This is a genomic window from Bradyrhizobium sp. Ken01 (assembly GCF_055807355.1).
In genome coordinates, this window is sequence record NZ_JBVVPC010000070.1 from 1 (window position 1) to 21,263 (window position 21,263).

Genomic DNA, 21,263 nt, shown 5'->3' on the forward strand with positions numbered 1-21,263 from the left:
ACCGTGCTCTCGCCCGGCTGCACCAATTGCTAAGCAATGCGGATGGCGGCTCGCCTTGAGGCAATTGACGTCGACAAGTACCGCGGGGTGACCCGCAAAGCGGGAAGAGGACGGTCTGGACGGGCAGACTTTACCTCGATCGCTAGGCGCTTGGCCTTCCGAAGACTTGGGGAAAGCCCACGGCAGATTTTCGTAAACTCGATGTCCGATCTCTTCCACGGCGACCTGCTGGATATTTCATTGGCGAGGTGTGGTCGAAGATGGCGGCGACGCCGCAGCATAGCCTAGTCGAGACAGCATCAAGTTCGCGCCACGCCGCAGCCCGACATTTTGAGCAAATGCGCTCAGCACCCGGCCGGACGGCAGGGCGGTCGAAGCTCGCGAACAGATACCATTGGATGTGCAAACCGGTGCCCACATAATCCAAAGGGCTGCAACTCCTCGCTTTTGGTTCGGAACGCGAAAATGCTGGATCCGCCAGCAGCTAGGTCGTATCCTCGTCGAGCTGATCTGCTACAAATTGGCCACTAAATCTGAGCCGGGGCGATCCCAGGTCAGGTAGAAGTCGTTTTTCGAAGAGGCGTTTTGATCCCCCTCAGTAGTAGTTTGCCGGCTCTACGCGACTTCTCTGGTAGGTCAGCTGTAGGCCCGCAGAGCGACCTGAGAACATTGGCTGGCCGAATGGGTACGCCGAGCGAAATGGGGGTGAGGCATCCCTGGCCGGCTTGGGCTTGATACAGAAGGCTCACCCGGCGCCTGAGCGTTTGGAGCGTTAGTCGACGGCCACCCTTCCCGATAGGCCCTCAAGCTCGTCCTCTTTCGCCGCAAGGTCCTCGACTTGAGCGATCGGGAAGTCCGTTCTGCACATTCAGGTGCACGGCTAGAAGCCTGTGGTGCATCTCAAATCCTCAAGCGACTGACCGTCGTTGAGCCGGTCGCGGGTCAAATAATGATGCTTCTTGGCAGATGAAGCCATTCCGCAGGGCCGCGAAGTATTCCTGAAACAATCCGTGCTTAGCGTGGCTGCTTTTCAATAACGGGACGGCGATCATGTTGAACATGCTTCTGGACGCGATTTACGGTGAGGTCATTTCGGCTTCGATTCCGGGCATGAAGTCGCAGGGGACGGGCAGCACCATCCCCGCGAGCACCGCCGCCAAGAGCACCGCTTGGCCACCAGAATTGGCCGCGGCGAAGGATAACGTCGCCGCGCTTCCGCCGCCCCATCAATCCGCAATCGACCCCTGCCATGCTCGGCTGCGACTTCCAAGCGCACCAGGACCGACGCTGCACTGATCGAAGTTCCACAGCCACGACGCGCCGTGGCTCGCGCCTCTCTGCCCTTCCGTGGTCCGATGCCCCAGTCTTTAGGAACCGACGGGCGCCATTCCAAGGATGTGCAGCGACCCGACGCTCGGCCTCAGGAACGTATGGCGTCAATCGCGTGCGCGATCAGGATTGCAACACTGACCGCGATGATGATGACTATCAGCCAACTGATCACGTTCGTCTCCAATCGCGATGGATAGAACGCGCTCAGTTGCGCACAGTCAAAACGACCCGCCGAAACGCTTAATTTCGGCGCTGGGCTGAGGATTCAAGGCAACTCTTGCGTCCGAAGTCGGTCCTATTGGCGGAATGCCAGCAGGAGAAGAACACAAACAACGCACGCCGCTAGCGAGCGGAAGACAATACCCACGGCAGCCCCGACTCGCTAGGGATTTGGGTCAGAAGTTACACCATGCTGGAGGCCCAAGCATCCCAGGTTCCACATTGTCGTCGCCTGTCCGCCAGCGTGAACCCTGTCGTCCATTATCGTGGCAGGCGAATCGCGCTCTAGCGCACTGAGCGCAGACTTGGCCGGTTGGCTTGGTCCATCTCCGCGAAGGCCTTCGTCAACTGTTCTGCCGTATGCCTTGCTTTGAACTGCTCCCATGCGACCTTGAAGCGGCCTTTGGCTTCCTCGAGCGAGCCGGCTTCGCCAAAGGGTGGTCCGGGAAGCGTCACAATGCAGGTCCACAGCCAGGGCCCGAGTCCGCGCTCGCTCGTGTAGCGGATGCGCCCGACTAGCTGCCGGCCCTCGTGGACGGTATAGTCATCGAGGCCGATCATCCGCAGGGAAAGAGGCATCGTGGTTGCCCTCGTCAAAAACACACTAAACACCAGCAGCTAAAATCGTGCCAGCACTTCGGACCTGCTCGGCAGGAACCGTGTGCTCACTCTATCGTTTCGCTAGCTCGCCGAAGCTGGCGGAGCGGCCCCGGCCTTACCTATCCCAGGACCCTCCAAGCCGGGGCCGTCTCTCCGCTGGCCCGGTGTTCTGGCAACGACTGCTGTTGCCATAGATCGAAGCGGCAGGGACACTGAGGCGCTTCACTGAAGTTGCTGACCGAGAACATTGAACGTGCGACGCAATTGGAAGCGCTCGCCGGCGGAGGGAGTCTGGTTCTTCGTCTTCCTGCCACCTTTTCATGCTGCTAGCGATCGTCGAGATGATGCACGTAAGGTAGGTAGTTTGCGATCCTCCTGGATATCTCACTAGATCGCGTCAATTGGGATGTTGCACATCTCTCATCCGCGACGGAAACCGAGCAATTGCGGCCGACCAACTCGGGGCGTCCCTCGCGTAGCGAGCGCGCCAGCTTGATCGCTTCGATCTCCACGTCTGTCTCGCCTGGTAGGTCGTGTACGCCGTGATCGGAGACAATGCGACTGTCGACGAGCTTTAAAAAGGAATTTGGACATAAGGCCCACTCGCAATTTTTCTGCCAGAGCACGTCTCTTCTTTAAGCGGCAGCTGCACCTAAAGAATGCGATAGCGGTCTGGAACGTCAGCTATCACGAATAGATTATTCAGCGATATCGCCATCCGCCGCTCGTCGCAGCGCCTGTTGCAGAAAGCCAAAGGTCGTAAGACCCGCCCCAATTCGCGCTCGCGAGGGATAGCCAAAGGTGGTGATCTCGGAGCCATTTCGTCTCGCAACGGAGCGGACGATGTTTTTTATGTTCGAACGACTGTCTCCGAAGGCTAGGCGACCTCGAGAGTTCAAGTCCCCTCGATGCGAAGGGAGGCCACGACTAGTAAAGGTCGACGCGCGGTCACACGAGCCCGATCGCCTCTTCGAATGTAATTGCGGCGCTCAGATCTGGGATCATGCTCAGGCCTGCACGCGCAGCACTCGTCGATAATGTCGACGCCATGTTTCCGGTTCAGGTGCAATCGCTGAAGTCAAACAGCTCTAAAACTCACGACATCCTGACAAGGATCGGCTGCAGCTACGGCGTCCCGATATCTTTCGGCGACTTCACAGCTTCCTTTTCCCCTTGCTCTTCCACCAACATGATGATTGCGCGACGGGCCTCTTCCCTTTTGATCTTTTGAAATGCCTTGATCAGCCGTAGCATTTGAAGGTCTTCGACGCTGCTGCTCGGCATTGATCGCTCCTCATGAGAAAGCGTCAACCCTGACAGATTTGCGGGTGATGATAACCTGAAAGTTCGCCGCTTGGTTAAACCTCCGCCCGGGCTCGCTGTTGAGCTGACGGAGGCGTTTGGTCTAACCTGTCCAAGGCCTCCCAATCCGGCTGACTCTCCTCCCTGTGATGGGATAGTCGCAATGCCGATGCGAGACACTCCAACTCTGTTGCCAACCGTTCCGGCGGTGATTTGTATTGTTGGGTTGAGCCTGGCGCTTGTCGGCTGTTGGATGATCTGGGGGCCCGTAAGCATCCTTGTTGTGCTCGGAGCCGCTCTCTTCGTTTTGGACTTGGCGTCGATGGTTCGAACCGCCATTCACGACCTGTAAAGCACGGCCGGGGATAAAGCCGCGCCAGTGCACAAATGGACATACGGCAAAAGATGGACGCTGCTAGCATTCCCGGGCTTCGGTCGGGTTCGCCTCCGCACCCAAGCGCGAGCGGCCTCAGCTCGTCACCCTTCCAGAGCTGAGGTCGCTTGCTTCAGCGAGTTAATTCTAGAACGGCGGCGCGTGCAGCATCTCCGATCGATCGGCAGTTAACTCTTCAAGGCGCGCTGCAAATGGCTGCCCCGTCGTAGAGAACGCCTTCACCTTGAGCACCTCCGTGTGCTCGCGCGAGGAGGCTCGCTCGATGTAGAGCTGGCCGGCGACCAGCATTACCGCTGCGAACACCACCGCGAGCATTGCCGTCGAGAACTGGTGAAGCTCATCCATGGTTCGGTAATCGGCAATGAATCTGCTTCGTTCCGAAGCATCGATCAGTGCAAGAAAACACAGTTAATCAAGCTCGGGCCCTGAGTTAGCGCTCCCCACATGCACACTCCGTCGGGTTCAGTTTCACCAAAGTGTTTTGGATCTGCTGCAAGACGCGGGAGAGAACCGGCTACAGCTTTGCCGCGCGCCGGCCTACAACCGGGCGAGTAGGAGATCCTCCCATTCGCCCGGCTCAAACAGCACCACCTTGAACAAGCCTGCGCGGTCCCACCGAAGCTCGAGCACCTTCTTGTCGGCGTAGCTCACGCGAAGCTCCGAGAACTCGGTTTCGAAAGCGTCCGATCGCCAAGGCCGCCACAGATCGATGAGCAGAAGGCCGCGTCGATACTCCGTCAATCGCTTGTCCTCGCCATCAAGCTCCACGTTGCCCACAATCTCGCCGTCGCGCGCGAGCCGGTAGGCTGCGCGTCCAAGCGCTTTGGCGCGTTCGATCCTAGCCGCTCGATCGGAGTTCGACATAGGCCTGTCCGGAGAAGTTGGGCGAGCAGTCCGTGATCAATGCAGCACACCCTCGCTGAACGAGCACACCTTAGAAACCCGCCGAGTGTCCCGGCAATACGCCGATGATCCGCGCCATCATGAGCTAGCTACGGGATCGGATGAATTAGAGCGTTCCATCGAATGCCAAAGTGGCAAATTGGCCTCAGCTTTTCCTCATTGACCCCGGAGAGCTGAGGCCCTTTTTGTTTTAGGAGGCATAATCCGCGCATTTGTGAGTGGCCAATTTCTTTGTCCAGTGCCTCCCCGAGCGGGGCTGCTCTTGCATTGCCCTAAGCCGACGAACTAGATTTCATGGCGTTTTGTGTTCAGGGGAGCGTTCGGTGGCGACAGGTACTGTGAAGTGGTTCAACCCGACCAAGGGTTACGGTTTCATTCAACCCGACAATGGCGGCAAAGACATCTTCGTTCATATCTCGGCCGTCGAGAAAGCCGGTCTCAGTACCCTTAACGAAGGCGCGAAGGTCAGCTACGAGGAACGCGACAATCGCGGCAAGGCGTCAGCTGAAAATCTGCGAGTGGGCTAACACGTTTTTCCGACCAGCTTGGCCATGAAATTGCTCACCGAGTATCTTGAGCGAGCGGTCAGACTTGAGCGGCTGGCCGCCGACGAGAGTGATCCGACGTTCAAGGCGCAGTGCTGAGCCAGGCCGCCGCCTATCGCAAGCTTGCCGCGAAGCGCGCAGAGCAGTACGGCCTGCGCCGCCAAGCCCTCCGGCGGACCAATTGTAGCGAGGCCGAAGTGAACCGACTTCAGAAGTTCGTCAGCAAGGTGCCGATTCCGCTGTGTTGACGCGAATCGCGGGAGGTCGGTCCATGATGGGCCGTCGGAAGAGTGACCAAGGTCAACTGTTCTACGAGTTCGTCTTGGCGACGCGGTTCCGGAAGATCATCTGGTGCGGAAGATCGATGCTGCTCTCGATCTGTCCTGGCTTCGCGGCGAACTAGCATCTCACTATTCGTCGATGGGGCGCCCGTCGATCGATCCGGAACTGATGATCCGGATGCTGGTCGTGGGGTATGTCTTTGCGATTCGCTCGGAACGGCTGATCTGCCGCGAAGTGCAGGTGAACCTCGCCTATCGCTCGTTCTGCAAGCTCGGTATCGAGGATGCTGTCCCGGATCATTCGGCGTTCTCGCGCGCCCGCAACGAGCGCTTCCGCGATGGCGATGTTCTCCGCCGGGTGTTCGAACGGATTGTCGAGACATGCATTGCCGCGGATTTGGTTGGTGGCGAAGGATTTGCAGTCGATGCGAGCCTGATTGCGGCCGACGCGAACAAGCAGCGCTCGATCGCAGGTCAGGACTGGCGGAGAGATCGCGATCCAGCCAGGTCTAGCCGCGCGGTGAAGGAGTATTTGGCAACCCTCGACGATCCGGCGTGGGGCGCCGCCAGCGATGTCGTCCTGAAGTTTATTTCGCCATCCGATCCAGCAGCGCAGTGGACCGGCGCTCACAAGGGGCCGGCATTCTTCGCGTACTCCGACAACTATCTCATCGATGTGAAGTTCGGCGTCATTGTTGATGTCGAGGCCTCCCGCGCCATTCGCCAGGCCGAGGTCGGTGCAGCAAAGACCATGATCGAACGGACCGAGCAACGCTTCGGCCTCAAGCCAGAGCGACTTGTCGGGGATACCGCTTACGGAGCGGCTCCGATGCTGAACTGGCTGGTCGAGGAGAAGGGCATCGCGCCGCATATCCCTGTGTTCGATAAATCGAAGCGGGATGACGGCACCTTCTCGCGGAGCGACTTTCGATATGACCCGGCCGGCGACGTCTATCACTGCCCGGGTGGTAAGCGGCTTGGGACAAGCGGTACCGTGCATGAAGGCAAGACGCTGCTGTATCGAGCAAGCAAGCTCGACTGCGATGTATGCTCGCTTAAATCGCAGTGCTGTCCAAAAGAACCATCGCGCAAGATCCCGCGCGACATCCATGAATACGCCCGAGACGTTGCCCGCTCGATTGCCGATACCGAAGACTTTGAGAAATCACGGCGTGAGCGCAAGAAGATCGAGATGCGGTTCGCACACTTGAAGCGCATCCTAAAGCTCGGTCGGCTCCGACTGCGGGGACCAAAAGGCGCACAGGACGAGTTTGTTCTTGCTGCCATCGCCCAGAACCTGCGGAGGCTCGCGTCGCTGGGCGCTCGTCCACCACCCGCTAGGGCTCTGTGCATTGCGTAGCGTTCGAGTTGCGTAGAGAGCGTCAGGGCCGGCGTATCAAAGCCGGTCGTCCTTAGCGAAATGGCCGAACGATCCATCGCCAACAGCCGACTTTTGCAATAAATCGGCCAGGAGCGGAAGTCAACCAGACGGCACGGCCCCCGGTCATAGACTGACTTTTTCTTTCGCCCGAACCTGCTGTACCGCAAGGCGCTCCAGCATTCGATCCTTGAAGGCTGAGAAGTTCTTTAGCTGTCGCATGGGATAGCCTCGGCGTAGACCCCATGGTTGAGAGCTGAGGGTGTAAAGGACACTCAGAACGCCTGCGCGTGACGAAGCAACCTTCACAAGAACTTGAACTTTATTCTACTTCAAGGGTAGTGCCGCTATATTGAACCAGACCGCGCGCCCGAGTATCCCTGATGTGCCAGCGACTAATTCAACCATCAGGAGAGGATCTCAGAATGCCCGAATCCACCTTGTTGCGCGTCAAAACCACAGCTGGAAGCAGGGACAAAACTTACGAAATTAGCAATCTGCCAACTGTGGTCACGATTGTCGGCATCATCGTCTCGTTAGGTAACCTAGCTGTCGCCTTGGATAGCCATTTCCATTGGTTTAAACGGGCAGTGTTCTAAGTAGCCTCAAGACGAGAACCTTCAATACTACAGTGAGTTGAGTTTCATCGCCTGATGTAAATCAAGCATGCGGCAGGCCCGCGCAAGACTCTGACGAGACGGTATCGAACCGATACGACTCGCCTTGGTTCATCCAGAGCACACCAGCTTCAACGTTACGCCAGCAGCACGGCGAGCGATGATAGTGATAAACGATCAGAAAGTGTTGGCGGATCCATTGTCTGGGACGATGGGCTTACATTGTTTACGCGTCGACATCACGCCCGATCGTGACACAGGCATTGGAGACTGGAGCGAAGAGCACATAAGAGACTGTTGAGTGGCGGTGTGCGACCGAACGGCGTGCCGTTCGGGTGCAGATGCCCTACGGGTTCTACAGGACTTTGACGCCCCGCGATCTCGATGCGATCGTACTCTATTCCCGGCTCTACAAGGCTGCGGCTTATCACTGCCACTGTCCGGTGCATGGACGGACGCCTGGCCTCGTGCGCACGGGATTTGTCTCGCCGCCTTCGGCGCCGCCACCGGGATTCGCTCGCGATTTCCAGAGGCTGAATATGCATATCGCACTCAGCATTGCCGGGGCGGGGATTCCGGCGAATTTTTTGAGCCTATCGGATCAACTTGAGCAGATGCATCCGCGACCTGATTTTTGGCTTCGTTGGAGGGATTGTTCGCGCCGTACGCCAGCTTGAGGCTTCAGAATGCATTAGATACTAGGGCCAGCGGCTGCACCCGACAAGACTGCCAGCGTTAAGAGACCGCGAATGCGCTGGCCATGGACGCAGTGCAATAGTCGGGCTATCATCAACGGAACTGCCGAAGGGGCAGATCATGTCGAATGTCGGCCCGTTAGAAGCACCAGCGGACGCACCAGAGGTACGGTGGCCGAGTTCTCGTCGTGGGCTGCTGGCTGTGCTTGTAGCGGATGTTGTGGGCTACACGGGTCTCATGGAACGCGCCGAGGAAGAAACCCACGGGCGCTTGATGCAGATCAACAGGGGAGTCGTGCAGGCGAGCCTCGCCCAGCACGATGGAACGCTGGTCAAGCACACAGGGGACGGCTTCATCGCAACGTTTATGAGCGCTGTCAGCGCAGCGCACTGCGCTCTTGCAATACACGAGGGTACAGCAGCGGCTAACCGCGGCCTACCTGCCAGTGATGCGATCCTCTTCCGGATAGGGCTTAACCTAGCGGACGTCATTATCGAGGAACACGATGTTTTCGGCGATGGCGTGAATGTCGCGGCTCGGCTCCAGACGTACGCCGAACCGGGCGGCATCGTCGTCTCGGGCATCGTTGCTGAAGCGATCGCTGGCCAGGTCCCGGCGGTGATCATCAGCGTCGGCGACTTCTATCCGAAGAACCTCAGCAGGCCGATCCAAGCGTTTGTGATGCACCGGCCCGGCATGCCTCCCGCACGGACTGCCACTTCTTGGCGCGGTGGGGAGCGGCCATCGATTGCAGTTCTGCCGTTCGCCTTTGATCAGGGGGACAGCGACAATGCATATTTCGCAGGCGGACTAATTGAGGGAATCATACACGTACTTTCGGGCCTCGACGAGCTGTTGGTGGTATCGCAGGGATCGACACTCAGCTATTCAGGCCCGCGGCCTGACGTACGTTTGGTCGGACGCGAACTCGGGGTGCGGTATGTGCTGTCTGGAAGCGTGCGGCGCTTGGGCAAGCGGCTACGGATCCTGACCGAGTTGAGTGAGACAGAAACCGGCACGGTCACCAGCTCTGACCGTTATGACGGCGAACTTGCCGATCTCTTCGAGATCCAGGATCGCATTTCGGCCCAAGCGGTCGCTAACATCGCACCACACATCCGAGAATGGGAGCTCAAGCGGGCGCGCCGCAAGCCGGCGGACAGCCTGACCGCGTATGACTTGCTCCTGCGCGGCAACGACCTAATGCTCCGACTGGAGGAGAAGAATTTTAACCGGGCGCGCGGCCTGCTCCAGAAGGCGGTAGCCGAGGATCCCAGCTACGCGCCCGCTTGGGCGTATGCGGCTTACTGGCATCTTCTGCGCGTTGGGCAGGGCTGGTCGTCAGATGTTGATACGGACAACGAAGCCGCGGTGCGTTGCTCGGAGGCGGCGCTGGAGCGTGACGAGGGCGCCGCGCTCGCACTGGCGATCCGCGGTCATTTGAAATCCTTCGTCGACCACGATTTCACAGCAGCTTCAGCCCTGTTAGACCGCGCGCTCGCTTCCGGGCCAAACCTATCACTTGGCTGGTCCTTCGCGAGCGCCACGAGCGGCTACATGGGCGACGGGCCAGTGGCGGTGTTGAGGGCGGAGCACGCGCTGCGGTTGTCTCCGCGCGACCCGTTCGCCTTTCGGCACGAAAGCATGCTCGCGCAGGCACATTACGTAAACGGCAATCATGAGCAGGCGGTCAAGTGGGGCGAGCGCGCAACGCGAAGCAACGTCCGCTTTTCCTCAAACCTGCGGGTGCTGATTGCGGCCTTAGGCGCTCTTGGTCAGGGGGAGCGCGCCGCTGAGTACGCAAAGGCGTTGATTGCAGCCGACCCCAAGTTCGGGATCCAATCTTGGGCGCGTCGGACGCCCTTGCGTGGCGCCTTGCTCGACGGCTTCGTCGCTCGGCTGCGAGAGGCCGGGCTGCCGGACTGAGATACCTGGACGCGTTTTTTTCACAAAAAAGGGGAGACGATCGTGGCACCGAGTAACGAAGGGAACGAGGGCAACGAGGGCAACGAGGGCAATTCCGGCACCCTTGGGCGCGCTGGCGCCGGCGGCTTCGGTCTTCTGCCCGATCGTGTCGACCTACCATTCCTGACTGAGGGCAAGGTCGCCGAGCAGCGCCTCTTCCCCCCCATGCTGCCTTGGAACGACAGATTCTGGGCCGGAGAGTGGTCGGCTTGGCGGATGCTGGTGGATTTTGCACAGGTGGCAACACTGCCCTATGCGCGACCTCCCGTGCGCGTCGTGACTGTGAGCACGGTGCCCGGAACCGTCGGGACCTGCGCGCTGGACGCCACGACGCCGGCACTGTCGGACGCCTGTGTCGGTGTCTATACGTTACGGTGCGTGCTCGCGCCGGCGGGGGGAAACCTCGGGGTTATGCGGCTGGTCGCGCCGAGCGGGCGGGTCGTGGTGGACATGAACTTTGCGACCGGACCGGGCACCAGCATATCATTCGCCGATGAGCTGAAGTTCGTCGTCACCCAGGGCGCGTCGGACTTCAAGAAAGGCGACGTCTTCAAGATCAAAGTCACGGCGATGAGCGTGACTGTGCAGCCGATCTCTGGAGATGGCGGCAACGGCAAGTGCAACCTCGACGCCAACACCCCAATGCTCGCCGATGTCCAGAACGGCACCTACAAAGTCCGTTGCACGGTTGCTCCAAATACGTTCGTGCTGAGCGATCCTGCGGGCTTGGCGCTGCAAACCGCGAACATAGCGGGTGGCGGGACGGCGCAATTCAACACCCAGCTCAAATTCCAGCTCCAGAAAGGCACCGCCAACTTCGTCCTGAACGATGGCTTCGATCTCACGGTCGAGCGCCTGCTGTGGCTTGACGAGCCGGAGAAGCTGCGGACCGGCCGCAAACTGGCCACCAGCATCAAGTTCGCGCCCGCTGCCGCGAGTAAGGGGAGCTGCGTCATGGACCCGATCTCGCCGACGCGATCGGACACCAAGGTCGGCGACTATACCCTGACATGCACTAGCGCGGCCGGCGATGGGACGTTCGAGCTCAGGGATCCGTTGAACAATGTGCTCGGGTCGTTCACCCTATTATCGAAGGCCGTCGTGGTGGCGACCCAACTCTATCTGACCATCCGCAAGGGCAGCATCGACTACGCGGTCGGCGACACCTTCACCATCACCGTCGAGCTCCAGACGGCGAACTTCCCGGAGCGCGAATTGAAGGCCCTCATCCGCCTTGCGGAGGATGAGCGTCCAGATGCGCTCGGAGAGATTCTAGCGCAGATAGACGGGTTCATGAGTTACTTCACGGCCGCCTTGGGGATCTCGCCGAAAACCCATCCCAATACTTGCCAGCTGCTGCACATCGCTTCCCTCATCGGCGCCTATGGATCGATGCACTTCAAAGGGCTCTACCAGCGTCGCCGCCCCTCCCAACTCGCACCGGGCCTGATGCCGCCGATCCCGGTTCCGGGCCATCCCGCCTACCCGAGCGGCCATTCCACCCAGGCCCATCTCATGGCGCTTTGCGTCAAGCAGGCACTACCAGCATCTGTACAGTCGGCGCTTGAAACCGTTATCGACGAATTGGCCGACCGGATCGCGCGCAACCGCGAAATCGCCGGGCTGCATTTCGAAAGCGATTCCAAGGCCGGCGCAAACCTCGCGCAAAGCATCCTGGATATCCTGACATCGACTGCGCTGCCTCTCACCGTGCCGCAGAGCATTCCGCCTAACACAAACAATCCGACAAGCCGGCGATTTCAGGACATCAGCATGGCCGCGCAGGGAGAATGGCCGTGAGTGCAGCCAAACCGCCGTCCGGCAGCAGCGGGCCGGCGGCGAAGTTCGCAAAGGATCCTTTGATCGACTCGCTCGAGGCCGAGCTGAAGGAACGCATTATTGCCCGCCCACCGGGCATCTTGCCGTTGCATTTCGACCCGCTGGATCAGGCGCTCGCTGTCGGTGACTTTGTCCAGCTGGGGTTGCCTCCAAGGCCCATCGATCCCGCAGCTTTGCAACTCTGGCTGGAGATGATCCCAAGAAACCTCAAGTTCGTGTCGCCTTTCCCAAAGGGGCGCGTCCTGTTTCGCACCGACATGGCAGTCGGCCTGGCGTACGGCGCGACCAACGGAGATCGCGACGACGATGCGGGCAATGCCAGCCCAATTTCCCGCGGCCGCCTGGGCTCCAGCCGGAACTGGTCGGGTGCGGCGACTTTCGCCAATCACGGAAATCGCTTCGTCCAGGTGATCGGAAGCTGGACCGTTCCCGAGGTCAGGCCTGGCATTGGGGAAGGACCTTGGGTCTGTTCCACCTGGATCGGGATCGACGGGCTCAGGCGTTGGATGAAATCGATGCCCCAGATGGGCACCACCCAGGTCGTCGGGGATACCGGCGAGTCGCTGCCGCAGTATTTTGCTTGGTGGCAATGGTGGTTGCGGGGGCGCACGATCCAAATACCCGTGGTTCTTCCCCTTGCGATCGAGCCGGGCACAAAGGTCTTTTGCTGCGTGACGCTGCTTCCGCCGGACCAGCCAAATCCGGGCGATCGGCACAATGTCCAGTTCTTTCTGAGTGTAGACGACGTCGGCACTTCACTGGAGGTCCGCGCGCCGCCCTCCAATGACCCGCTGGCCGGCGTCGACGGTCGAGCTGGCGTGCCGGCGCGTGGGTCGAGCTCCGAGTGGATTTTGGAACGCCCGACCGCGCTTTGCGACAGCCCGAACGGGAACGTCAAGGAGGGTGAGCTGTTTCCGTTGCCGGACTTCGGCAGCGCCGGGGTCGACGGCTTTGCGGCGAGTCTTGCGCCCGATCCCGATCCAGCTGTCCTGGCAGCGGTGCAGGCCCCACAGATCACCCCAGCCGTGAATTTCCGCACGCCGATAAAACTACGCATGATGGAGCACAGGCGGGAGCCTTCGAGGCTGGTGGTGATCGCCAAGCCGGTCGAAGCAAAAGACGGCAAGGTTACGGTGGTCTACAAGGAGTGAGCGCAAAAACGCTGGTGGAGCTGCCAAAGGTAGCGTCGACCATTTCGAAGTTCCGATCTAAAGGAGCCGAGAGCTCACGCGCCCTTCCCTCTTGCGCTCCGCCTGACCCAGTGACCCGGATTTGTACAGTCGCCGACCTTGCGCTTCCCTAGTTGGCGATGTGATGGATTGAGCGCGACATCGAATGCAATATAGCATGACAAGGCTCCGACTCCGTGCCGCGGACTGATTGGGGTTGTGAGTACAAGGTCCAGTCCAGCTGCGGCTGCAAAGGGGCGAGGCGCCGACCATCGCACCAAACTTCCACGGGGCTTCTTCTTCGCAGCGGCCCTTCCCTTTGCTTCTACTTCCGTCGCGCAATCTCACATCCAAACTCAAGGCATAGCCGAGCTCGTCGAGCACGTATCCTGATAGATCATCATGATACTTCACTTGCCGAACGGCTCGGTCCATATGTCAATTAAACTGACATAGGTTTGGATTGCCAGATTTTCCCGGCAGCCGTCAGATTTTTGTTGGCAGAAGCGAGTCAACTTGGCATGCTCCTGTGACCGGGGATCGCACGTTCATCTCGCATCTATTTACACCCGGGTCCTGAAGCAACGGCAACGCTGCGGCAGGCGTTTCAATACGTGTTGTTTAGATCAACCAATGAACTTCTGAGGCCGCTCCTCTTCGTTGAGAATTCAATTATGCGGGGACATTGCAATGGCAAAACCAGCCGTTTCCCGTGATGCTTTTCGTGGACTATTCGCTTTCTATGCGACGAAGGCTCATCACGATCACAAAGCCGAAGCCGAGGAATGCCTTTTGAGGTCGTTCGGGTCTGCAGAATACATTCCTGATCGCCTCCTGGAGCAATGGTCCGAAAAAGCGGATCTCCTCGGTCCAGAAACCGTCGGTAGTGTAGTGGAGCCGCGGGCCCGTGAAATCGCGAGCGGCGGCGCGCGTTACGACCATGCGAGTGATTTTCTCCACTCGCTCCTGAGAGACCTCGGGCGAAAAGTGCAGTGATAGATGCGCCGTTTCCGCTGCTCTTACCGCGCGGGTCTAATCTTGCTGTGATAGGCAATCTTCTGCCGTCACCCAGCTCGTTAGACCGGCGCGGCGCCTATTAGCCCCTCGATTTCAAGCCGCGCCTTCTCCCTGCGTCTGGGGAGGTGCGTGGCGACTCAATCTTCGAGGCGAGCGACCAGGCTGCTGGATAACTCTGAGTTCGATGCGGAGCCGTCAATAACATTTGGAAGATTGCTCTAGTGGCCCTGTAACGAGCTGCAGTCCTGCTGCGCTCGCTACCAGTCAACAAAGGGTTGCCTGAGTGGTCAATGACGGACCATCGCCAGGCACGACCGCGTCTATGTATCGACAAATCAAAGAGAGCAAAATCGCCAGCGATCATTTATGGAAACTTCAAATGCGCACTTGGAAATGGACAGGATACATTACAAATTTGACAGAGAGAACTTTAGGGCAATCGTAGAGTTCCACGCCATGCAACGCTCTGATATTAGTTGAAGCTTAAAGCGTTTGAAGCTACTCGACGATCTCCGGTAGCTATCCATACAGAATGCGACCGAAATTTGCGTCGCGAATTAACCCCGACTTGCCTCACCGAAAGCCTACAGATGTCCCATTCACCTACGGATAAGGTCGCGCTCTTCATCGATGGAGCTAACTTCTATGCGACGGCGAAAACTCTGGGCTTTGACATCGACTACAAGCGCCTGCTGAAGGAGTTTCAGGGCCGCGGGACGCTGCTGAGGGCGTTCTACTACACCGCGACGATCGAGGATCAGGAATACTCCTCGATCCGCCCGCTGATCGACTGGCTCGACTACAACGGCTACACGGTCGTCACCAAGGCGACCAAGGAATTCATCGACGCCTCCGGCCGCCGCAAGGTCAAGGGCAACATGGACATCGAGCTCGCCGTGGACGCAATGGAGCTCGCTGAGCACATCGATCAGATGGTGCTGTTCTCCGGTGACGGCGATTTCCGCTCCCTGGTCGAGGCCGTGCAACGCCGTGGTGTGCGGGTCACAGTGGTCTCCACAATCGCCAGCCAGCCGCCGATGATCGCCGACGAGCTGCGCCGCCAGGCTGATGTCTTCACGGATCTCATCGAGCTGCAGTCCAAGCTCGGCCGCGACCCGTCCGAACGCCCCGCCCCGCGTGATCGTGAAGCGCGTGGACACATGCCAAAATTGCAAGAACTAAAAGGAAACGACCCTCCCGGCTAGATTAAGGGGCGCGCCCACATCGATGAATACGTGCAACCCGACTTCAATAGAACAACATCACCGACATCCACGCCGCCAGCGATGCGCAGAGACCAATTCCCAGAAAAGGCAATGCTAGGCGCACCGGGTTTTTCCCTCCGAGACGCAATATGGTTTAGCTTCGCATGCCTTGCGGCCTATGACTACGAATCTAAGGTTGTGCTATCGCCAGCGCCAGGGGACGACTTGGTCGAGCGCTCGACCGTTGCCTCGGCTGACTGCTTCTGAACCTGCTCCTCGACGTACAAGAGCACCGTGCGCCGTGTGCCCTTGTCGGCCAGCTTTGAAGTGCCCTGATCAAGCGTGGCATCTGCAGATCTTCGACACTGTTCGACATCGCAAAAAACCTCATTGGAAAAGTAGGCAAGCAATGGGAAAACTATGCAGCGCTTCGCTCCGGAGTGGAATGCGGAACTTCGTCAAAGATTAAGGTCTGCCGGCCCTCGCCGGCGGAGCGGCCCTGGTCTACCTCCCAAAGCCCTTGCCGGGGCTGCCCCCTCGGCGAGAGCTATTCTCTGACATGCGTCACCCGTGAACCGCCCAGGTTTGCCGTAGGCCATTGGCTTACGTTATGCCGCCATGGCCGTTGCTCAGCAGCATGGCGTAATAGCGTTGCTCGGTTTCGGCAGGCGGGATGTTGCCAATGGGCTCGAGCAGCCGTCGGTTGTTGGACCAATCCACCCATTCCAGAGTCGCGAACTCGACGGCTTCGAACGTATCCATTAAGTGCACCGAGCGCGTAGCTGGGCTGGTGTCGAGCGTTCTGTCGGCAGCCCGACTGGAGGACACCCGCGCAGAGGCGGCCAGCCCGGGGGCCGGCGCCTCCGGACGTCTGCTGCGGCTAACTAAATTCCCCGGCACCTTCTAAGGCTAGGTTGCCGATGCTGCGGCAGGATCGTCAAGATTCAGAAGGCAGACGCCACCCGGCTCTACGGTCCGGAGCAGTCCTTAAGCCGCTGCACGACGGCCGAGCTATCGACGACGGTGCCGTCGGCTGGGCGCAGTAAATTGCATTCAGTGATGCCCAACGAATTAAATCAGAGCCCAACGCGCGTTTCCGATCGCTTTTCAACGCTTTGCGGGATCGAAAGCCCCATCCGAGGCGCCACATTGAGTTCAACGTCAGCTGAGGCAATGGTCGTGCACTCCGGACAAGATGCTATGGTCTCAACCCCCCGCCAGGTAAATCTCAAAGAAACGATCTGCACCTCAGCACCGCACCGCGGGCAATTTTCTGCAGCTTCTGATGATGATTCCATCCGAACGTGCCCTCAAAGAGACAATGGACAGCGATCAAAAACACCTTAGATGATAGGTCAGCAACGTTCTGCAATGCAAACTTCGCATCTGCCTTCCGAGGTCAAACTTTAGGCATAAGATGACGAAGATTGCATGATAAGTTATCCCATCCGACGGGGAACCAGCAAATTTTCAGCGTTCCGGATCTCAAGTTTATTTTTGAAATCTGCTGACCCAACATCTCAGTATCTACCTAGCGGCGGCCGAAATGGATCATCTAAGTTTGCGGGCTCGGCATTGCATCGGCTTTCTGTTCGCGGCCCTCGTCAGCGCCATGCTGTTGCGTCATACATTGCATATCTACGGCGGCTTCACACCGGACGAGATCCGCCAATATACCATTGCGGCGCTCATCGGCGTGGTGTCCATATTCCTTTTCTTCCGGAACTCTGAAGCACGCAACTCTCATTTCCATGATGACGATCCGCCCAGCAAGGGCTGAGGTCAAAAACTATTTTCTGTCAGCCAGACGAAGGCGCCGGGCGGGTTCTGGCCTTGGCTCACTCTGGAGAAAAAGCCGGGTGGTCGGATGGAGCCGGTATCCTTCGATACCTATATCTGACTCAATGACGCCTCTGCCAATCGAGAGTCTTCGATCGTAGTGCCGGGCAAGTTCCAGAAGGCGCCTCCTGATGAACGGGTCCGCTTTATCCGCAAGATCGCGCACGACCCGGATGGGCTCCCTACAGAACTCTTCGTCCATATCGTCCACCAAACTAACCAATACATATTGTTACGATAAGCGCGAGAGATGTATGAGCGGCTTCACAAAAACGGATTTGCATAGTGCGCCAATGCGGACCAGGGCTAATTTGAGCTGGCGTTCCATTGGCTTGCAATAATGCGCGAGTTGCGGTTCTTGCGTCTTTGTCCAATTCGCTTCGCTTGACATACTTTTCAAACTTCTCGGAGACATACCTTGAGCGGTAATCGACGAAGCTGGACCGGTGATGAAGACGCGATCCTTCGTGGTGAGCTGATTGCAGGTCGCTCACTCGAAGCTCTCGCCAAACAACTTGGGCGGACGCCGGAAGCAGTCAAGGCACGCGCCTACACTCTGGGACTGACGTTAGGCCGCCTGGGAACGAGGCGACAGGGCTTGTCACGATACGGGTGATACATGAGCAGCGGTATCACGCCTTCAACCATGCAGCATCGCGCAGATTGACGGGTAACTCTGACCCGTCTCACGAACGCGAAACGCCGGCTGAATGCAGACCCGCCGTCTTCAATCTGAACTGTTGCGCGCAAAAAAGATAACGCCAATATCCCCGCCAGGGCAAAGAGTGCGGGCCATATTATGACATCGCCATTCTTCTCCGCACTGCTATTCCATCGTCGACTTTGGTAGCGCGGACGACAGAGTCTCACAATGACGGTGAGCGAGATCACAAAGCGGGATCCGAGACGGTGTTTTATGCACAACTGCGGTATCCGTCACGCTCGCGATATCGAAATATCTCTGCGTGCCCACCGAGCCAGCCCTCACGCCTCCGTTGAACGCCGAGCGAACCGCCGCATTGTTAATGGCGGCTTGATGCGCTGAATCCGACCAACTGGTTGTTGAAGAAGTCTCCGTGGGCAGCGTCATTTCCCATGCGAGGCCGTGCGTCGCTGCGTGACGTCATTGATCCCAGGCTGGATAACGGCGTGCGAGCACCACGGTGCAAACTGAGCCCGCCCATCGGCTACGAAGTTGGCGCGGCTCGAGTCCGCATCCGGAATCGATCTCAACCGGCTAGGCCTTCGCAGACTTGCCCTCCTCGACTTCAAACTTAATCTACAATCTGTGAACTAGTTCACAATTGCTTCTGTCTGCGGGGCGCAGAACTCCAGCTTCAGCCGAGCAATTGATTCATGAGCTATTCAAATCGGGAGCGCGTTCCGCGGCGCATTTTGATTGTTTGTCTGCTCCTCTTATCCGGAGCGGCTCTGGTGATCCCGGCGCCCTCATATCTCAACTCCCGAAGTCAAACGGTGTCCGAAACATGCGCCCCTCATGGCTACTGCTAAAGCGGAAGCATCCTGCGTCGGCCGCAGGCTTTGCCGGATTATTCGATCCACCAGCGTTTCAGTAACTCGGGTCTTTATAAATTTGGATGAGCTCGACGAGGCGCTCGATCTCCGCCGGTATTAGCGATAACTTCGACCCTGTCGTTAACACGTACCAAGTGCTGCACGAATGGGCCGCCCCCCTGCGGCCCGTCCTAAGATCCAATCCGACAGATTCTTACTAACGAGGGCAAACATATCAACCGAACGGTTGAGATGTCCGTTTCGCAGCGCTCGGTCGCTATGTTAGCGGGCTGGCGTACCGGGCCGACCGTGCGGAAGGTCGCGGGGGCCGGCAGTGGGACCTGTCTAGCCACGGCGTCCTACGGCCAATCAGCATCTCCGTTGATCATGCGGCTAGAAAATGTCCCACAGTTAAAAGGCGCAATAGCAAAGTACCCCGCCACGTTGATGGCAACAATCAGGAGGATTTCAACTGGGCCAATGAGGTTTCATCGTCGGGTACAGCCGTCCGGGTAGGATATTCAGAAACGAACCGCCGCGTCAGGGCGCTCGGCAGCATCGATCCGGAGTTCAGCTACTGTTGCTGGCGGGTGTCAGCGGAGAGGTCGCGCTGTCCGCTACGGGCTTGCTACAACATCGTCCGAGGATTGACATGCGGCGCTGCGAAATATCCGGTTAACGCGATGCTGACCGCAATCAGTGCGGTTGAGAGTATCTGAGCAAAGGTCGATCCACCGACATGCGTTCCCCGCGGGCAGAAATAAATAGGAGATCGCGCATCGTCAGATTGACAAGGTGGAGTTGTAGGGCAGAAAATGAAAAACAGAATATAGGCGGCCAACAAGAGAGCAAGCACGCGGAGTGCGGCCGCGACGTGTTCAATTGTGATGGTGTTGTTTGGCAGGTAGCACCGCTATTTAATTTGAAAGATTCGTCCAATAATTGGTCGATCGTAGTTTGTCGTTCATTTTTGAGAAAGCCGTAGATTTGGGCAAAAAACTACCGCTCGGTGTTTTGCATTGGTGATCATTATCAGGGGCGGCATGGTGAGCTGTACTTGCGGCGACGGGTGTGCAGAAAATTCTTGGTTCTCGAAGAGCGATTAGCCAAAGCTCACCTGATCGCACGTGTCGGTTAAGGTCAGTCGACGATTAAGGTTCTGCGATACAATCTGGCCAGGTCTGTCGTCAGGCCGCCGGCCGAGGTGAGCGATCTGAGGGGGGTACAATGTTTGTGCGACTAGCAACTGTTCTTGCTGCGGCTATTGCCTTTTCAAGCTCAGCTCTCGCGCAAGGTTTGACGGAAAGGCGCGTGTCGCTCGATATGACATTGCAGGCGGCTCAAAAAGCGCTTGAGGAATGTGGTCCAACAGTGTCGGTCGCAGTGGTCGACAACAACGGTGCTGTTCGCGCTTTTCTTCGTGGGGATCATGCCTCCGACGAAACCGTAGAGTTGGCTCGACGGAAGGCAGCTACAGCATCTGCTTTCGGTCGTACCTCGCTGGAATGGGCCGAGCGGAAACAAGGCTGGGTGCCCGGGCAACGAATGTTTTGGTCTATAGTTCGCTTTCTCCATGCAAGGATCTTCCTTGGAATTCCTTCGCAAGGGGGCAAGCCCATTAAGGTAGATCACAACACAATTTTACTGGGTGGCGTTGGCGTAAGTGGAAGCTCAAGCCTTGGGCAAGATGAAATTTGCAGCAAGGCCGGCGTCGAATTCGGATTTCCGGATTCTACGCGCTTTTGGTTGCCGGAGCCCGGCAAATAGCCAGGGAGAGGCCACGGGCCGAGGGCCCCGCGATACCATTCTGGAATATCAGCAAACGTCTCAATCAGTTAGTCAATCGCCGCTTCCGCGTCCTGCCGTCGTCGATGATTGCACCCGTGAGTGCCTGGCGCCGTTTTGCGACCAGCCTGGCCTTCTCGTATTGGTGAAAGGCGCCGGCGAATTGGCGGCACCAACTGCGGAGCTGACTAGGGCGCGCGAGCACCTTATGCGTCTTGAACTCAAAGGACGAGACGGCTCACGAGAAGCCTCAAGTGGCCTGATTGGATTCGCCGGGATAGCTTCGCGGCGTCGACCGACAATCCGACCTGCGATCTGCGCCGTGGTCGACGCATCCGGCGCACGTGATGAGGGCCGACTTGTTAGTAGATTAGTAGATTAGTAGATTAGTAGATTAGTAGATTAGTAGATTAGTAGATTAGTAGATTTTAAAGGGGGATGTCCGCGGTTGGCCCGTGTGAGACATGCCGGGGCGGTCTGACGATGTCCGTTCACAGGGGTAAACTGAAGAGAACGGCATGCGGAACCGCCACCGCTGTTGCGAGGCGACATCGCAGCCTTGAAGAGCGTCAAGCCGAAGGATCGCCCCGTTGGGCCGCCGGCCAAAGACGGCGGGCAATGCCGATGCGAACTTTCATGATAGAGATGCTCCAACGACACCC

Annotated in this window: 16 protein-coding genes and 2 pseudogenes; 13 read left to right on the plus strand and 5 right to left on the minus strand. The window is 58.3% G+C overall.

Annotated features, from left to right (window positions below):
* Both AC0L3S_RS36375 and AC0L3S_RS36380 read left to right on the plus strand, forming a co-directional pair.
* A pseudogene (locus AC0L3S_RS36375) lies at nt 1-284 on the plus strand (DUF5131 family protein); the annotation flags it as partial.
* Nucleotides 285-1,050: 766 nt separating this feature from the next.
* Nucleotides 1,051-1,296, plus strand: a complete 246-nt coding sequence (locus tag AC0L3S_RS36380; RefSeq protein ID WP_473284629.1) for a hypothetical protein — start codon at nt 1,051-1,053, stop codon at nt 1,294-1,296.
* A 540-nt stretch (nt 1,297-1,836) separates the two neighbouring features.
* Here the strand turns inward: AC0L3S_RS36380 and AC0L3S_RS36385 are convergent.
* The 4 genes from AC0L3S_RS36385 to AC0L3S_RS36400 all read right to left on the minus strand — a co-directional run bounded on the left by AC0L3S_RS36385 (nt 1,837) and on the right by AC0L3S_RS36400 (nt 4,711).
* Complete coding sequence (locus AC0L3S_RS36385) at nt 1,837-2,130, minus strand: hypothetical protein (protein WP_473284631.1); 294 nt, start codon at nt 2,128-2,130, stop codon at nt 1,837-1,839.
* Nucleotides 2,131-3,276: 1,146 nt separating this feature from the next.
* Nucleotides 3,277-3,435, minus strand: coding sequence for a hypothetical protein (locus AC0L3S_RS36390; protein ID WP_473284633.1), 159 nt, complete (start codon nt 3,433-3,435; stop codon nt 3,277-3,279).
* A gap of 538 nt (nt 3,436-3,973) precedes the next feature.
* On the minus strand, nt 3,974-4,192 hold the full coding sequence (locus tag AC0L3S_RS36395) for a hypothetical protein (RefSeq protein ID WP_473284635.1): 219 nt from the start codon (nt 4,190-4,192) through the stop codon (nt 3,974-3,976).
* A gap of 192 nt (nt 4,193-4,384) precedes the next feature.
* Entirely contained in the window at nt 4,385-4,711 is a 327-nt protein-coding gene (locus AC0L3S_RS36400) for a hypothetical protein (protein ID WP_473284637.1), read from the minus strand.
* Between the two features lie 362 nt (nt 4,712-5,073).
* Between AC0L3S_RS36400 and AC0L3S_RS36405 the strand changes: the two genes are divergently transcribed.
* The 9 genes and pseudogenes from AC0L3S_RS36405 to AC0L3S_RS36445 all read left to right on the plus strand — a co-directional run bounded on the left by AC0L3S_RS36405 (nt 5,074) and on the right by AC0L3S_RS36445 (nt 15,462).
* Nucleotides 5,074-5,277, plus strand: coding sequence for a cold-shock protein (locus AC0L3S_RS36405; RefSeq protein WP_473284639.1), 204 nt, complete (start codon nt 5,074-5,076; stop codon nt 5,275-5,277).
* 110 nt (nt 5,278-5,387) lie between these two features.
* Nucleotides 5,388-5,543, plus strand: a complete 156-nt coding sequence (locus AC0L3S_RS36410) for a hypothetical protein (protein WP_473284640.1) — start codon at nt 5,388-5,390, stop codon at nt 5,541-5,543.
* Nucleotides 5,544-5,566: 23 nt separating this feature from the next.
* A pseudogene (locus AC0L3S_RS36415) lies at nt 5,567-6,936 on the plus strand (transposase).
* Between the two features lie 443 nt (nt 6,937-7,379).
* Nucleotides 7,380-7,553: a hypothetical protein gene (locus AC0L3S_RS36420; RefSeq protein WP_473284642.1), complete on the plus strand. Its 174-nt coding sequence runs from the start codon at nt 7,380-7,382 to the stop codon at nt 7,551-7,553.
* A gap of 834 nt (nt 7,554-8,387) precedes the next feature.
* On the plus strand, nt 8,388-10,193 hold the full coding sequence (locus tag AC0L3S_RS36425; RefSeq protein ID WP_473284645.1) for an adenylate/guanylate cyclase domain-containing protein: 1,806 nt from the start codon (nt 8,388-8,390) through the stop codon (nt 10,191-10,193).
* Between the two features lie 42 nt (nt 10,194-10,235).
* Nucleotides 10,236-12,032, plus strand: a complete 1,797-nt coding sequence (locus tag AC0L3S_RS36430) for a phosphatase PAP2 family protein (RefSeq protein ID WP_473284647.1) — start codon at nt 10,236-10,238, stop codon at nt 12,030-12,032.
* Complete coding sequence (locus AC0L3S_RS36435; RefSeq protein WP_473284649.1) at nt 12,029-13,222, plus strand: G1 family glutamic endopeptidase; 1,194 nt, start codon at nt 12,029-12,031, stop codon at nt 13,220-13,222. Before AC0L3S_RS36430 ends, AC0L3S_RS36435 begins: the two co-directional genes overlap by 4 nt.
* A 708-nt stretch (nt 13,223-13,930) precedes the next feature.
* Entirely contained in the window at nt 13,931-14,236 is a 306-nt protein-coding gene (locus AC0L3S_RS36440) for a hypothetical protein (RefSeq protein WP_473284651.1), read from the plus strand.
* 611 nt (nt 14,237-14,847) lie between these two features.
* Nucleotides 14,848-15,462 carry a LabA-like NYN domain-containing protein gene (locus AC0L3S_RS36445; protein ID WP_473284656.1) on the plus strand — a complete coding sequence of 205 codons (615 nt, stop codon included), beginning with the start codon at nt 14,848-14,850 and terminating at the stop codon, nt 15,460-15,462.
* Between the two features lie 603 nt (nt 15,463-16,065).
* Here the strand turns inward: AC0L3S_RS36445 and AC0L3S_RS36450 are convergent.
* Nucleotides 16,066-16,224, minus strand: coding sequence for a hypothetical protein (locus AC0L3S_RS36450; protein WP_473284658.1), 159 nt, complete (start codon nt 16,222-16,224; stop codon nt 16,066-16,068).
* Nucleotides 16,225-17,008: 784 nt separating this feature from the next.
* Between AC0L3S_RS36450 and AC0L3S_RS36455 the strand changes: the two genes are divergently transcribed.
* Entirely contained in the window at nt 17,009-17,242 is a 234-nt protein-coding gene (locus AC0L3S_RS36455) for a hypothetical protein (RefSeq protein WP_473284653.1), read from the plus strand.
* Nucleotides 17,243-20,127: 2,885 nt separating this feature from the next.
* Nucleotides 20,128-20,583: a GlcG/HbpS family heme-binding protein gene (locus tag AC0L3S_RS36460; protein WP_473284654.1), complete on the plus strand. Its 456-nt coding sequence runs from the start codon at nt 20,128-20,130 to the stop codon at nt 20,581-20,583.
* Nucleotides 20,584-21,263 lie beyond the last annotated feature (680 nt).

Coding starts and splice junctions, on each gene's coding strand:
- AC0L3S_RS36450 (WP_473284658.1), bottom strand. CDS start 16,224: ATGGATACGTTCGAAGCCGTCGAGTTCGCGACTCTGGAATGGGTGGAT.
- AC0L3S_RS36390 (WP_473284633.1), bottom strand. CDS start 3,435: ATGCCGAGCAGCAGCGTCGAAGACCTTCAAATGCTACGGCTGATCAAG.
- AC0L3S_RS36400 (WP_473284637.1), bottom strand. CDS start 4,711: ATGTCGAACTCCGATCGAGCGGCTAGGATCGAACGCGCCAAAGCGCTT.
- AC0L3S_RS36395 (WP_473284635.1), bottom strand. CDS start 4,192: ATGGATGAGCTTCACCAGTTCTCGACGGCAATGCTCGCGGTGGTGTTC.
- AC0L3S_RS36445 (WP_473284656.1), top strand. CDS start 14,848: ATGTCCCATTCACCTACGGATAAGGTCGCGCTCTTCATCGATGGAGCT.
- AC0L3S_RS36385 (WP_473284631.1), bottom strand. CDS start 2,130: ATGCCTCTTTCCCTGCGGATGATCGGCCTCGATGACTATACCGTCCAC.
- AC0L3S_RS36425 (WP_473284645.1), top strand. CDS start 8,388: ATGTCGAATGTCGGCCCGTTAGAAGCACCAGCGGACGCACCAGAGGTA.
- AC0L3S_RS36455 (WP_473284653.1), top strand. CDS start 17,009: ATGGATCATCTAAGTTTGCGGGCTCGGCATTGCATCGGCTTTCTGTTC.
- AC0L3S_RS36380 (WP_473284629.1), top strand. CDS start 1,051: ATGTTGAACATGCTTCTGGACGCGATTTACGGTGAGGTCATTTCGGCT.
- AC0L3S_RS36420 (WP_473284642.1), top strand. CDS start 7,380: ATGCCCGAATCCACCTTGTTGCGCGTCAAAACCACAGCTGGAAGCAGG.
- AC0L3S_RS36440 (WP_473284651.1), top strand. CDS start 13,931: ATGGCAAAACCAGCCGTTTCCCGTGATGCTTTTCGTGGACTATTCGCT.